This is a genomic window from Streptomyces sp. NPDC050617 (assembly GCF_040654795.1).
Classification (GTDB): domain Bacteria; phylum Actinomycetota; class Actinomycetes; order Streptomycetales; family Streptomycetaceae; genus Streptomyces.
In genome coordinates this window covers 237,368-251,337 of record NZ_JBFAIS010000012.1, presented here as the reverse complement: position 1 = coordinate 251,337, position 13,970 = coordinate 237,368, and the positions used below count along the sequence as shown (strand labels likewise).

Below are 13,970 nucleotides of genomic sequence, written 5' to 3'. Positions count from 1 at the left end.
TACGGGCACGGACGGCCCGTAGGTGATCAGCGTCGCGGACGTACCGGACCGGCGCACGGCCGCCCGGCCGATCGGACACCGGCGCACAGCCCCGGCACGGCCTTCACACAGCCCGCACACAGCTCCGGGCTCACATCTGGAGGCTCACATCCCGGCGATGAGCTTCTCCACCCGGTCGTCCACCGACCGGAAGGGGTCCTTGCACAGCACCGTGCGCTGCGCCTGGTCATTGAGCTTGAGATGCACCCAGTCGACGGTGAAGTCCCGGCGCTGCTCCTGCGCACGGCGGATGAAGTCCCCGCGCAGCCGCGCGCGAGTGGTCTGCGGAGGCACGGACTTGCCCTCGAAGATCTTCAAGTCGTCGCACACCCGAGCCGCCTGGCCACGCCGCTCCATCAGGTAGTACAGGCCCCGACGACGGTGGATGTCGTGGTACGCGAGATCTATCTGGGCCACCCGCGGATGCGACATGGTGATGTTGTTCTTCGCGCGGTAGCGCTCGATCAGCTGGTACTTCATCACCCAGTCGATCTCCGTGGAGATCCGGTCCAGATCCTCCTCCTGGATGGCGTCCAGGGTCCGGCCCCACAGCTCCAGGACCCGCTCCACCGTGCCCGTACGAATCCCGCGGCGCTCGCAGAAGTCGACGGCCTTCTCGTAGTACTCGCGCTGGACGTCGAGCGCGGACGCCTCCCGCCCGCTGGCGAGGCGCACCTTGCGCTGCCCCGTGATGTCGTGACTGACCTCCCGGATGGCCCGGATCGGGTTCTCCAGAGTGAGATCGCGCATCACCGTGCCCGCCTCGATCATGCGCAGCACGAGATCCGTCGCACCGACCTTCAGGAGCATGGTCGTCTCGGACATGTTGGAGTCGCCGACGATGACATGCAGCCGGCGATAACGCTCCGCGTCGGCATGCGGCTCATCACGCGTGTTGATGATGGGGCGCGAACGGGTCGTCGCGGAACTGACACCCTCCCAGATGTGCTCCGCCCGCTGACTGACGCAGTAGACCGCGCCGCGCGGCGTCTGGAGCACCTTGCCCGCGCCGCACAGCAACTGCCGCGTGACGAGGAACGGAATGAGGATGTCCGCGAGCCGGGAGAACTCCCCGTGCCGCGCGACCAGGTAGTTCTCGTGGCAGCCGTAGGAGTTGCCCGCCGAGTCGGTGTTGTTCTTGAAGAGATAGACGTCGCCCGCGATCCCCTCCTCGTGCAGGCGGCGTTCGGCATCGACGAGCAGCCCTTCGAGAATGCGCTCACCCGCCTTGTCGTGGGTGACGAGCTCGGTCACATTGTCGCACTCGGGAGTCGCGTATTCCGGGTGCGAGCCCACATCGAGGTACAGACGGGCGCCGTTCCGCAGGAAGACATTGCTGCTGCGGCCCCAGGAGACAACTCGGCGGAAGAGGTAGCGCGCCACTTCGTCAGGTGACAGTCGGCGCTGTCCCCTGAACGTGCACGTGACGCCGTACTCGTTCTCCAGCCCGAAAATGCGGCGGTCCATGACTGAACATTACGCCTGACGGCCAGCTCTGAAACCGGGTTCGACAACTGCGTTTCGATCATTTTCCGCCCCCCGTTCAACTACCGGAAGACCACCGACGGCCGGAAGGAAGCGCCGGGCCACGACAAGCACCGCCAACGCCGCACACCCCCCGAAGCCCGCGACCGAGAACCCCGCCCCGGCCCCGCCCCGCTCCACAGCCGGCCCCACCACCGCCCCGCCGATCGCCGCCCCCACCCCGAAACTCGTCACCAGCCACGAGAACGCCTCCGTAACCGTGCCACGCGGCGCGTGCCGATCCACGACGACGAACGCACACGCCAGCGCCGGCGCCAGAAACACGCCCGCCAACACCGTCAACGCCGTCATCGCGACAACCCCCGGCACCAGCGCCAGCGGCAGATAACCGACGGCCAACGCCGCCACCAACAGCCGCAACCGGCCCTCCGGAGCCCCCGGCCACTGCCGCGCCCCATACACCACACCGCCGACCAGCGCACCGACACCCAGCCCGGACAGCAGATAACTGGCCACCAGCCCGCCGCCATGCCCCTCCGCGTACGAAACCGCCGCCACCGCTATCGACCCGAGCGCGACACCGACGAAGAAGAACGACCCCAGCAGCACAAGGAGCCCCGGCGAACGCAGCGCACCGAGCCAGTGCGCCTCGCGCGGCGCACTGCGCCACCGCCGCGACGGCGGCGACACCACCACGGACAACGCGCCCGCGACCCCCAGCGCGTTGACCACCAGCAGCGCCGCCGCCGGCGACCAGGCCGCCACCAGCAGCGTCACCAGCAACGGCCCCACCGCGAACATCACCTCCTGCGCCACCGCGTCCAGCGCGTACGCGGCGTGAATACGGTCATCCCGCTTCAGGACACTCGGCCACAGCGCACGCAGCCCGCCCTCCAACGGCGGCGTGAAGAACCCCGCGAGAAGCATCGCGGCGAACACCACCGGCAGCGGACTCAACCCGCAAGCCGTGAACACGGCCACGCACAGCGCGGAGAGCACCGAGGCGGGAAGCATCACCCTGGGCTGCCCGTACAGATCCACGGCCCGGCCCAGCAGCGGCTGACCGACGGCGTTCCCCACCCCGTAGACAGCCGTCAGCGCCCCCGCCAAGCCGTAACCACCGCCCTCGGCACGCGCGAACAACACGATCGCCAACGTGGCCGTGGCGTTCGGCAACCGCCCCACGAGCGTGCCGCACAGCAGCCGCGCAGCATGCCGCGTCCGCAGCAGATCCCCATAGCCCGCAGCCATCGCCCGCCCCTTCGCGCCCCGGTCCACTCCCGAGGTGTTACGTATAATGTGCGGGGCTACACCTATCATGAGCACCGACCGCCGGTCCACCCCGATAGAGTCCCAAACGGACCGAACGGGAACAGAGGAGCGGCATCAGTGATAGGCGAGGGCGGCGCACCACACAGCCACGGCGACCAGGCGACAAACCCCCCGACCACCGCCCCCCGACCCACCGGCGACCGCACCACCAGCCGCGACGTGGCACGCGCCGCCGGCGTCTCACAAGCCACCGTCTCCCTCGTCCTCGGCGACAAATGGCGCGGCCGCGTCTCCGAACGCACAGCCGCATCCGTACGCGCATCAGCCCGCGAACTCGGCTACCGCCCCAACCTCGCCGCACGCAACCTCCGACTCGGCCGCACCAGAACCGTGCTCCTCGTCGTCCCCGCCCTCACCAACGAATTCTTCGCCCGCGTCCACGCCGGCGCCGCCCGCGCCGCCCGCCAACACAGCGTCGGCGTCCTGCTCTACCCCTCACCCGACGGCATCGGCCCCGCCCGCGACCCCTTCGACTCCGCACGCGCCGCCGTCGACGGAGTGATCGCCTCCTCCATGGCCGCGGACGCACTGACCGCCATCCGCGACGGCGGACTGCCACTCGTCATGCTCGACAGCGACCCACTGCGCTCCGACTCCGCCGCCACCGTCAACCTCGACATCGCCGCCGGCATGCGACACGTGGCCGAACACCTGCTCACCCTCGGCCACCGCCGCTTCGCACACATCGCGGCCCGCATCGACTCCTGGACCTTCGCCGTACGCGCCGAAGCCCTCGCCGCCACCCTCCACCGCACCCCGGACGCCACCGTACGAACCGAACCCGCGGCCCTCGGCGTCGCGCAGGGCCGACTCGCCGCCGAACGCGCCCTCAGCGGACCCGGACCACGGCCGACCGCACTGGTCTGCGACGACGACCTACTGGCGGCAGGCGCCTGCAAAGCCGCCCGCCGACTCGGACTGCGCGTCCCGGACGACGTGTCGGTGACCGGCTTCGACGACCTCTCCCTGGCAACCGCCGTCGAACCCGAACTGACGACAGTACGGCTACCCGCCGAAGCAGTCGGCGAGGCCGGCATGAAAGCCCTCATCGCAGTACTCGACGGCCACACACCCGAACCGACAGAACTCCACGGCGAACTGGTCGTACGCGACTCCACCGCCGCACCACGGGCCGACGCGTAAAAAAACAACGTGCCCGTGACAGACCGCACAGCCCGCCACGGGCACGAACAACCGACAGCCGCCGGCTACTGCTACTCCTCGGCGTCCGAACCCTCCGCGGCATCATCGGACTCCGCGACGGAACCCTCACCATCCGCCAGCAACCGCGTCAACTGACCACCCAGCAACCGCTTGAACTTCCGCTGCTGCGGCCGCGTACGATCCAAGATCGCCACTTCCAGCTGCTCGGCGGTAAGCGTGCGCTCCCCACCGTTGTTGTCACGCGACAGAGACTCCACAGCGAGCTTCAGCGCCTCACCCAGCGTCATACCGTCCACATGACGCTGATCGAGATAACTGCTGATCTGATCCGCGTTCCCGCCGACCGCGACCGAACCATGCTCGTCCACGATCGAACCATCATGCGGCAACCGGTAGATCTGATCATCCTCCGGCCCCTCCCCGGCCTCCGCGACAATCAGCTCGACCTCATACGGCTTCTCGGCCGCACTGGAGAAAATGGTGCCCAGAGCCTGGGCATACACATTGGCGAGACCACGGGCCGTCACATCGTGCCGGTCATACGTATAGCCGCGCAGATCCGCATAGCGCACACCGGCGATCCGCAGATTCTCGAACTCGTTGTACTTGCCGACCGCCGCGAAAGCGATCCGGTCATAGATCTCGCTGACCTTGTGCAGCGCACGGGACGGGTTCTCGGCGACGAAGACAATGCCGTCGGCATACTGGAGCACGACAACGCTGCGGCCGCGCGCAATGCCCTTGCGGGCGTACTCGGCGCGGTCGGCCATGGCCTGCTGGGGTGAGACATAGAACGGCGTCGACACCGGCTATCCGTCCCTTTCTGTCAGTGGCTGGGATACCGCCCAGCGGCGGCGGGGGAACATGCGGGCAGATCCGCGAGACTAGAGCAGCCCGGCCCGCGGGCCGTCCGGCTCCTGCAGCCGCTGCTCATGGATCGCACGGACGGCCTCGGACGCCTCCCCCTCGGTCAGCCTCCGGAACCCCTCGTCAGTGATCACGGTGAGAACGGGGTAGATGCGACGCGCCAGATCCGGCCCACCGGTCGCCGAATCGTCATCGGCGGCGTCGTACAGCGCCTGAGTGACGAGCGTGATGGCCTGGCTCTCCGTCAGGTTGTCCCGGTAGAGCTTCTTCAGCGCGCCCCGCGCGAACACCGAGCCCGAGCCGATCGCCGCGAAACCGTACTCCTCGGAGCGCCCGCCGGTGACGTCGTAGGAGAAGATCCGGCCCTTCCCACGGCCCACATCCCAGCCCGCGAAGAGCGGCACCACGGCGAGGCCCTGCATAGCCATGCCGAGATTGCTGCGGATCATGGTCGAGAGACGGTTGGCCTTGCCCTCCAACGAAAGAGTCGCACCCTCCACCTTCTCGAAGTGCTCCAGCTCCAGCTGGAAGAGCTTGACCATCTCCACAGCCAGCCCGGCCGTACCGGCGATGCCGACGGCCGAGTACTCGTCGGCCGGGAAGACCTTCTGCACGTCGCGCTGCGCGATGATATTGCCCATCGTCGCCCGCCGGTCACCGGCGAGCACCACACCGCCGGGGAACGTCGCACCCACGATGGTCGTGCCATGCGGCAACTCGACGGCCCCCTGCACGGCCGGCAGCTCCCGGTTCCCCGGCAGCAGCTCCGGAGAGTGCTCGGTCAGGAAATCCATGAACGAGGACGAGCCAGGCGTCAGGAAGGCAGCCGGTAGACGCCCTGAGCTACGAGTGTTGGCTTCCACGCGTTTCCTTCCAGGTATGCGATGGCCCGACGCAAGGTGTCGGGATCGTCTCCCAACTTGCCGATGGCCGAATTGCAGTTGAAGCACAGTACGCCACGGACCTTACCCGTCTGATGGCAGTGATCCACATGCACGGCTGGAGCATTGAGACAGATCACGCAGATTCCCATTTGGGAGGCGATTATCTCGTCACGCTCCGCCTCGGTCATGCCGTACTGACGCTTCAGGTGTGCTTCCCGCCCCTGAACGGCCCGACACGCCTTGCAGCGCGTCGACAGGCCGTCCGAGGCAGTCGCGTTGCGGTGCCACTCGCTGTGGGGCTTGATCTCGCCGCAAGAGCGACAGAGCTTGCACCCGTCGGTCACATCCACTTTCTCGCGGACAGTCTTGCCGCGAGCTTCCTGGCGTCGCTTGTAGTACTCAGCCGCGCATTCACGGCAATTGGCCTGGAGGCCGTCCGGCCGCGACCTATTAGCCGCGAATGCGCTGGCAGGGAGTGTCTGCTGACAGGCCGAGCATTTCCTCCCGACGCCGAATTCGGACATTCCTCACTGTCCGCCCTTTTGTACAAAACTCCGGACGAAATCCTCGGCATTTTCCTCCAAGACGTCGTCGATTTCGTCCAGGACGGAGTCCACGTCGTCCGACAGCTTCTCCTGCCGCTCCTTGAGGTCCTCCGCAGCCTGCGCGTCCTGCGCCTGCTCCTCGACCTCCTCGGTGGAACGCGTCGCCTTCTGCTGTCCGCCGCCGGTGTCCTTGGTCGCCATCTACCTCACCCCGCTCGGTTCGATGCACTTGATCAGACCCTACAAGCAGGGTCCGACATTGGCCCTTTACTTCCCCAACGTCCGGGAACCACCTCGATGATTCCCATACGCCGGCCTTTTCAGCCCCGGTTCAGCCCCCGGACAGCACCCGGACGAGGTCCTCCGCCGTGCGGCACCGGTCCAGGAGCTCCTTGACGTGGTTGCGGGTGCCGCGCAGGGGCTCCAGGGTGGGAACACGCTGGAGGGAGTCGCGGCCGGGGAGGTCGAAGATGACCGAGTCCCAGGAGGCCGCGGCGACGTCGTCGGCGTACTGCTCCAGGCAGCGGCCGCGGAAGTACGCGCGGGTGTCCTCCGGCGGCTTCGTACGGGCCCTCTCGACGTCGCCCTCGTCCAGCAGCCGCTTCATCCTGCCGCGTGCCGCGAGGCGGTTGTAGAGGCCCTTGTCGGGCCGTACGTCCGCGTACTGGAGGTCCACCAGCTGCAGCCGGGCGGCGTCCCAGTCCAGGCCGTCGCGGCGGCGGTAGCCCTCCAGGAGCTCGCGCTTGGCGACCCAGTCCAGCTCGCCCGCCAGGCTCATGGGGTCGTGCTCCAGCCGGTTCAGCACGTCCTCCCAGCGGGTGAGGACGTCCCTGGTCTGCTCGTCGGCGTCCACGCCGTAGCGGTCCTCGACGTATTTGCGGGCCAGCTCGAAGTACTCCATTTGGAGCTGTACGGCGGTGAGCGTCCGGCCGCTGCGCAGCGTGATCAGGTGTTGCAGGGAGGTGTCGTGCGAGACCTGGTGGAGGGTGCGTACGGGCTGGTCGATGGCGAGGTCGGCGGCGATGAAGCCGTCTTCGATCATCGACAGGACGAGTGCGGTGGTGCCGAGCTTGAGGTAGGTGGAGATCTCGGAGAGGTTGGCGTCGCCGATGATGACGTGCAGTCGGCGGTAGCGCTCGGCGTCGGCGTGCGGCTCGTCGCGGGTGTTGATGATGGGGCGTTTGAGGGTGGTCTCCAGGCCGACCTCGACTTCGAAGTAGTCGGCGCGCTGGCTGAGCTGGAATCCCTGTTCGTGGCCGTCCTGGCCGACGCCGACGCGTCCGGCGCCGGTGACGACCTGGCGGGAGACGAAGAACGGTGTCAGGTGGCGCACGATGTCCGAGAAGGGGGTGTCCCGCTTCATCAGGTAGTTCTCGTGTGTGCCGTAGGAGGCGCCTTTGTTGTCGGTGTTGTTCTTGTAGAGGTGGATGGGCTGGGCGCCGGGGAGGCCGGCCGCGCGCTCGGCGGCTTCCGCCATGATGCGTTCTCCGGCTTTGTCCCAGAGGACGGCGTCGCGGGGGTTGGTGACCTCGGGGGAGCTGTATTCGGGGTGGGCGTGGTCCACGTACAGCCGCGCGCCGTTGGTGAGGATGACGTTGGCGAGGCCGATGTCCTCGTCGGTCAGCTGGCTGGAGTCGGCGGATTCGCGCGCGAGGTCGAAGCCGCGGGCGTCTCGCAGCGGGTTCTCCTCCTCGAAGTCCCAGCGGGCTCGTCGCGCCCGGTGCATCGCCGCCGCGTAGGCGTTGACTACCTGGGATGAGGTGAGCATGGCATTGGCGTTCGGGTGGCCGGGGACGGAGATCCCGTACTCCGTCTCGATGCCCATTACTCGCCGTACGGTCATGCGGCCCTCCTTGCCCGGCGGCGCCCCCGGATGGGGTAGGCGCTCAAGTACCGCTGCGCTTCCGGTCCGTGTGCGGTCCCGATCCCCCACTGTGCTTCGCGGCGGTACCGCAGAGCCTAGAACGGCTTTGCTGTGGTGGGGAGATCATTACAGTCTTTGCTCGGGCCCGGCCTGTCGGCGGGCGTCCGGTTTTCGCTGCGGCTGCTTCGTTGACGTTCGGTGCGGTTCGTGGGATTGGGTTGAATTATGTCGCGGAACCGCTGTGGGGTCCGTCGGCGCCCGTGGGTATGGGTCGGGATTGGTTGAGGCGAAAAATACGTCCGGCCGCGGACGCCCCGTGCAGGACATCCGCAGCCGGACGGCGGTGTTACAGGTACTGGCCGGTATTGGCCACTGTGTCGATGGAGCGGCCGGTGTCCGCGCCCTGCTTTCCGGTGACGAGGGTGCGGATGAAGACGATCCGCTCGCCCTTCTTTCCGGAGATGCGGGCCCAGTCGTCCGGGTTGGTGGTGTTGGGCAGGTCCTCGTTCTCCTTGAACTCGTCCACGCAGGCGGCGAGCAGGTGGGCGACGCGGATGCCCTTCTGGTTGTGGTCGAGGAATGCCTTGATCGCCATTTTCTTGGCTCGGTCCACGATGTTCTGGATCATCGCTCCGGAGTTGAAGTCCTTGAAGTAGAGGACTTCCTTGTCGCCGTTGGCGTAGGTGACCTCCAGGAAGCGGTTCTCCTCGGATTCCGCGTACATCTGCTCGACGACCGACTGGATCATGCCGGAGACGGCGGAGGCGCCCGAGCCGCTGTGTTCGGCGAGGTCGTCCGTGTGGATCGGCAGGGTCGGGGTCAGGTACTTCGTGAAGATGTCCTTGGCGGCCTCGGCGTCGGGGCGCTCGATCTTGATCTTCACGTCGAGTCGGCCGGGGCGCAGGATCGCGGGGTCGATCATGTCTTCGCGGTTGGAGGCGCCGATGACGATGACGTTCTCCAGGCCTTCGACGCCGTCGATCTCGGCGAGCAGCTGGGGGACGATGGTGTTCTCCACGTCCGAGCTGACGCCGGAGCCGCGGGTGCGGAAGAGCGACTCCATCTCGTCGAAGAAGATGATGACCGGGGTGCCTTCGCTGGCCTTCTCCCTGGCGCGCTGGAAGACGAGGCGGATGTGCCGTTCGGTTTCGCCGACGTACTTGTTGAGCAGTTCGGGGCCCTTGATGTTGAGGAAGAAGCTCTTCCCCGCGGGCTTGCCGGTGACTTCGGCGACTTTTTTGGCGAGGGAGTTGGCGACGGCTTTGGCGATGAGGGTCTTGCCGCAGCCGGGGGGGCCGTAGAGCAGTACGCCCTTGGGCGGCCGTAGTTCGTGTTCTTTGAAGAGGTCGGGGTAGAGGTAGGGGAGTTCGACGGCGTCGCGGATCAGCTCGATCTGGTTGCCCAGGCCGCCGATCTTCGTGTAGTCGATGTCCGGGACCTCTTCGAGGACGAGTTCCTCGACTTCGCTCTTCGGGATGACTTCGTAGACGTAGCCGGATCGGGGTTCGAGCAGCAGTGCGTCGCCGGGTCGGATGGTGATGTCCAGCAGCGGCTCGGCGAGCCTCACCACCCGCTCCTCGTCGGTGTGCCCGATGACCAGGGCCCGCTCGCCGTCCTCGAGGATTTCCTTGAGGGTGACGATGTCCCCGGCGCTCTCGAACTCCATGGCTTCGACCACATTGAGCGCCTCGTTGAGCATGACCTCCTGGCCACGCCTGAGCTCTTCGAGTTCGACGCTCGGGCTGACATTCACGCGGAGTTTGCGGCCGCCGGTGAAGATGTCGGCCGTACCGTCCTCGTTCGCCTGCAGGAAGACCCCGAAGCCGGCCGGCGGCTGCGCGAGCCGGTCGACCTCCTCCTTGAGGGCCACGATCTGGTCGCGGGCCTCACGGAGTGTATTGGCGAGCCGCTCGTTCTGAGCGGACACTCCGGCCAGGTTGGTCTGCAGCTCGACGATCCGCTCTTCGAGAATCCTCGTGTGACGCGGCGAGTCGGCGAGCTTGCGCCGCAGGACGGCGATCTCCTGCTCAAGATAGGCAACCTGACCGGCGGGGTCCTCAGACCCTCGCCCCGGCCGGATGCCGCGGTTGATGTCGTCGTCGTGGGCTGCCACGGTCCTCACCTCCTCCAAGGGGAGCTGGACGCTTCCTGACCCTACCTGGGCCGGTGCAGGTTGAAACCCCTAGATCACAAACCCGGTCGGGGTGTGTCCGATCTTCACCCTTGCGCACGTCCTTACCTGAGGGGAATACCCACCCAACAACATCGGAAAGCGGGCGGTTGTATCGTCGAGTCGGTCAACACCCGTCAGGGCTGGCACGACTTACCGCAAGAATTTGACGCGCGACGCAGGAAACGGCAGGCGAGATGACCGTGCAGGACGAGGCCCGGGAAAGCACCGAGGATCTTGAGGTCTGGATCGATCAGGATCTGTGCACCGGCGACGGGATCTGCGCGCAGTACGCTCCGGAGGTCTTCGAGCTCGACATCGACGGTCTCGCGTATGTCAAGAGCGCGGACGACGAGCTGCTCCAGGACAAGGGGGCGACGACGCGGGTGCCGCTGCCGCTGCTGAACGATGTGCGGGACTCGGCGAAGGAGTGCCCCGGGGACTGCATCCATGTGCGCCGGGTCGCGGACCGGGTCGAGGTTTACGGGCCCGACGCCGACTAAAGGGCGCACGCGAACACGCCGCGTGACCGGCGATTACTCCTTGTGGTCGGCTGGTTCGCGGCTGTCAGACGCTGCCGGGCGCGGGCAGCGCGGTGAGGGCGAACTTCCCGTCCGTCCACCGCCACTTGACCTCTCGCTGCTTGTCGGGGCAGCAACGCGGCACGTCCTTCGAGGAGTAGCCGAGCAGGGTCGCCGAGACGGCGGCGTCCGACACGCGGAAGTCCATGACGCTCATCCGCTGCGCGGGGTCGAGGAGCGTCGCCGCGACCTTGGGGCGCCCGCCTCGCGCGGCCGGGGGTGTGAGTACGTACACACCGCTGGGCGGGGTGCCCGCCTCGGCGTGGCAGCGCACCACGGCGACCGTCTCGGGTCGTCCGTCGCCGTCGAAGTCGGCGGAGCCCTTCTCCACGACGTCCACCTCCGTCCGGCCGCAGTCGAGCGGATACCGTGCCGCGTGCGCATCGGGTGCTCCGCCGGAGGGCGTACCGGAGCGTGGTGCGGTGGTGGTAGCCGTGGCGTCCGCGGGCTGGACGAGGGCCGCGCCGGCGACGACGAGGGCGAGCGCGGCGGCGGTCGCTATCCAGTGCACGGGGCGGGTACGGGCGTGGGAGGGGTCGGTGCCGGGCGCGGGGAAGGGCCCAGTGCCTGCCAGGGGCTGCACGCGGGGGGACTCCTGTGAGAGCTGTGCCGTCGGGGTGTGCAGCATCGTGCCATATGGGTGGGGGCGTGGCAGCACCGGAGTCCGGTGCTGCCGGTGCGGCTGGTGGTCTTTCAACGCGTGGGCCCCGCCGCCGAGTTCCGTTGGGCGGATTCGGGCGGCGGGGCCTGTGGTGCGTGCGGCCGGGAGGCCGGGGTCAGCGTTCGGCGGAGCCGCTCTGGCTTCCGGGGCCGGTGTAGTCGTCGCCGTAGGCGCCCTTGGCGGGGCGGCGGCGGCGCAGGGGCGGTTCGACGCCGTCGGCGAGGCGGCGGGCGGTGAGGAGGAAGCCGGTGTGTCCGATCATGCGGTGGTCGGGGCGTACGGCGAGGCCTTCGACGTGCCAGGTGCGGACCATGGTCTCCCAGGCGGAGGGTTCGTTGAAGGTGCCGTGTTCGCGGATGGCCTCGACGGTGCGGGCGAGCTGCGTGGTGGTGGCCACGTAGGCGCAGAGGATGCCGCCGGGGACGAGGGCCTTGGAGACGACTTCGAGGCATTCCCAGGGGGCGAGCATGTCGAGGATGACCCGGTCGACCTCGGTGTCGGAGAGGTTGTCCTGGAGGTCGCCGACGGTGAGCGTCCAGGCGGGGTGCGGGGCGCCGAAGTAGCGCTGCACGTTCTGGGTGGCGATCTCGGCGAAGTCGGCCCGGCGCTCGTAGGAGTGCAGCATGCCCTGGTCGCCGATGGCGCGCAGCAGGAAGCTGCTCAGGGAGCCGGAGCCGACGCCTGCCTCGACGACGCGGGCGCCGGGGAAGATGTCGGCCATCGCCAGTATCTGCCCCGCGTCCTTGGGGTAGACGACGGCGGCTCCGCGCGGCATGGACAGGACGTAGTCGGGGAGCAGGGGGCGCAGCGCGAGGTAGGCGACGTTTCCCGTGGTTCGGACAACACTGCCTTCGGGGGCACCGATCAGCTCGTCGTGGGGGAAGGCACCCTTGTGGGTGTGGAACTGCTTCCCGGTTTCGAGCGTGAAGGTGTAGTGGCGTCCCTTGGGGTCGGTGAGCTGGACCTGGTCCCCGACCTGGAAGGGGCCGCGACGGCGGGCGGCACCGGTCGGTTCGGACATGTGACCAGCCTACCTGGGGTGGCGGGCGGTGATGTCCGCGGTCTCCGGAGCCTGTGGCATATCCCTGGGGTATGGCGGGGGCTCTACTGCTGGGGGCGGGCCATGGCGGCGACGAAGGCGCGTTCGACGTCGGAGGTGGCGAGTACGCCGTAGATTTCGCCGGTTTCCTCGATGACCAGGTATTCGGTGGCGGGGGTGGCGCGGAGGGTGTCGAGGAGTTCTTCGCCGGCGAGCTCGGCGGAGACCCGCATGCCGTCCTTGAGGTCTTGGGCGAGGCCGCTGACGGCGACCCAGGGGCGGCGGTGTTCGGGGACGCCGACGATGGCGGATTCGCGGACGACGGCGGTGGGGGCGCCGTCGGTGTCGACGACGACGAGGGCGCGGGCTCCGGCGTCGTTGGCGCGGCGGAGCGCTTCGGAGAGGGGGGTGGCGGGTTCTACGGGGACGGCGCGCCGGGTGAGGGTGCGGACGGTGAGTTCGGGGAGGCGTTCGCGGAGTCGGGCGACGCGGAGGCTGTTGCCGGCGCCGGTCCAGATGATCGCGGCGAGGATGGCGGCGAGGAGGGCGTCGGTGAGTGAGTCGACGCTGCCGAATCCTTCGTTTCCGTCGCCGAGGCTGCCGGCCTGGGTGAGGAGCGGGAGGCCCACGAGGACGGCGACGGCGAGGCCGCGGCCGACCCAGGCGGCGGCGACGGTGCCGCTCATGGGGTTGCCGGTGATCTTCCAGACGACGGCGCGGAGCATTCGGCCGCCGTCGAGCGGCAGGCCGGGGAGCAGGTTGAAGATCGCGACGATCAGGTTGGAGATCATCAGTCCGGCGAGCAGTACGCCGGGCACGGTGCCGGGCTGGACGGTCTGCATGCCGAGGTAGAAGACGCCGGCGAGGACGAGGGAGAGCAGCGGGCCGACGAAGGCGAGGACGAATTCGCGGCCGGGGGTCTCGGCGTCCTTCTCGATCTCGGAGACGCCGCCGAAGAACTGGAGCTGGATGCGGCGGACGGGGAGTCTGAAGCGCAGCGCGGCGATGGTGTGGGCGAGCTCGTGGACGAGGACGGAGGCGTAGAAGGCGACGGCGAAGAAGAGTGAGACGAGGTATCGGGCGCGGCCGAGTTCGGGCAGGACGCGGTCGAGCTGGCCGCCGAAGACCCAGGTGATGAGGGCGGCGACGAGGAACCAGCTGGGGGCGACGTAGACGGGGACGCCGAAGGGGCGGCCCATGAGGATGCCGCCGCCCTGTTCGCGCGGGCGGCGTGGTTTGCGGCCTTCGGGCTCTTTGGGCTTCTCGGCCTGGGGGCCCGCTCCCCCGCCGGACCGGCCCTGCCCGCTGTTCTCCACTGTGTCCCCTCGTCGGCGTTCTG

At 68.2% G+C, this 13,970-nt stretch carries 13 protein-coding genes; 2 read left to right on the top strand and 11 right to left on the bottom strand.

Translation table 11 applies throughout. The features are described from left to right. Window positions 1-144 precede the first annotated feature (144 nt). Together pafA and AB0I49_RS18980 are read right to left on the bottom strand one after the other, a co-directional pair. A complete protein-coding gene (gene pafA, locus AB0I49_RS18985) occupies window positions 145-1,506 on the bottom strand; it encodes a Pup--protein ligase (protein WP_030879208.1) in 1,362 nt (453 codons plus the stop codon). A gap of 9 nt (window positions 1,507-1,515) precedes the next feature. After that, a complete protein-coding gene (locus AB0I49_RS18980) occupies window positions 1,516-2,775 on the bottom strand; it encodes an MFS transporter (protein WP_363228113.1) in 1,260 nt (419 codons plus the stop codon). A gap of 240 nt (window positions 2,776-3,015) precedes the next feature. Here AB0I49_RS18980 and AB0I49_RS18975 point away from each other — a divergent pair, with 240 nt between their 5' ends. Beyond that, complete coding sequence (locus AB0I49_RS18975; protein WP_363228111.1) at window positions 3,016-3,999, top strand: LacI family DNA-binding transcriptional regulator; 984 nt, start codon at window positions 3,016-3,018, stop codon at window positions 3,997-3,999. A gap of 71 nt (window positions 4,000-4,070) precedes the next feature. On the opposite strand, the gene prcA is transcribed toward AB0I49_RS18975, so the two are convergent. The 6 genes from prcA to arc all read right to left on the bottom strand — a co-directional run bounded on the left by prcA (window position 4,071) and on the right by arc (window position 10,293). Then, window positions 4,071-4,826: a proteasome subunit alpha gene (gene prcA / locus AB0I49_RS18970; RefSeq protein ID WP_363228110.1), complete on the bottom strand. Its 756-nt coding sequence runs from the start codon at window positions 4,824-4,826 to the stop codon at window positions 4,071-4,073. Window positions 4,827-4,904: 78 nt separating this feature from the next. Then, on the bottom strand, window positions 4,905-5,750 hold the full coding sequence (prcB, locus tag AB0I49_RS18965) for a proteasome subunit beta (RefSeq protein ID WP_363228108.1): 846 nt from the start codon (window positions 5,748-5,750) through the stop codon (window positions 4,905-4,907). After that, window positions 5,702-6,295 carry an endonuclease VII domain-containing protein gene (locus tag AB0I49_RS18960; protein ID WP_363228107.1) on the bottom strand — a complete coding sequence of 198 codons (594 nt, stop codon included), beginning with the start codon at window positions 6,293-6,295 and terminating at the stop codon, window positions 5,702-5,704. Before AB0I49_RS18960 ends, prcB begins: the two co-directional genes overlap by 49 nt. Before the next feature lie 3 nt (window positions 6,296-6,298). Then, window positions 6,299-6,517, bottom strand: coding sequence for a ubiquitin-like protein Pup (locus AB0I49_RS18955; protein ID WP_018848997.1), 219 nt, complete (start codon window positions 6,515-6,517; stop codon window positions 6,299-6,301). Between the two features lie 130 nt (window positions 6,518-6,647). Then, complete coding sequence (gene dop / locus AB0I49_RS18950) at window positions 6,648-8,159, bottom strand: depupylase/deamidase Dop (RefSeq protein ID WP_363228105.1); 1,512 nt, start codon at window positions 8,157-8,159, stop codon at window positions 6,648-6,650. A gap of 367 nt (window positions 8,160-8,526) precedes the next feature. Beyond that, window positions 8,527-10,293, bottom strand: a complete 1,767-nt coding sequence (gene arc, locus AB0I49_RS18945) for a proteasome ATPase (protein WP_363129554.1) — start codon at window positions 10,291-10,293, stop codon at window positions 8,527-8,529. Window positions 10,294-10,547: 254 nt separating this feature from the next. On the opposite strand from arc, the gene AB0I49_RS18940 reads away from it, so the two are divergent. Next, a complete protein-coding gene (locus AB0I49_RS18940) occupies window positions 10,548-10,853 on the top strand; it encodes a ferredoxin (RefSeq protein WP_363228103.1) in 306 nt (101 codons plus the stop codon). Between the two features lie 64 nt (window positions 10,854-10,917). Here the strand turns inward: AB0I49_RS18940 and AB0I49_RS18935 are convergent, their stop codons facing one another. From AB0I49_RS18935 to AB0I49_RS18925, 3 genes are all read right to left on the bottom strand, one after another. Continuing rightward, entirely contained in the window at window positions 10,918-11,514 is a 597-nt protein-coding gene (locus AB0I49_RS18935; protein ID WP_363228102.1) for a hypothetical protein, read from the bottom strand. Between the two features lie 193 nt (window positions 11,515-11,707). Next, the gene (locus AB0I49_RS18930; protein ID WP_363129551.1) at window positions 11,708-12,613 is read right to left on the bottom strand and encodes a tRNA (adenine-N1)-methyltransferase; all 906 of its coding nucleotides are present in this window, start codon (window positions 12,611-12,613) and stop codon (window positions 11,708-11,710) included. An 83-nt stretch (window positions 12,614-12,696) separates the two neighbouring features. Next, window positions 12,697-13,947: a site-2 protease family protein gene (locus AB0I49_RS18925; protein WP_363228100.1), complete on the bottom strand. Its 1,251-nt coding sequence runs from the start codon at window positions 13,945-13,947 to the stop codon at window positions 12,697-12,699. Between the last annotated feature and the right edge of the window lie 23 nt (window positions 13,948-13,970).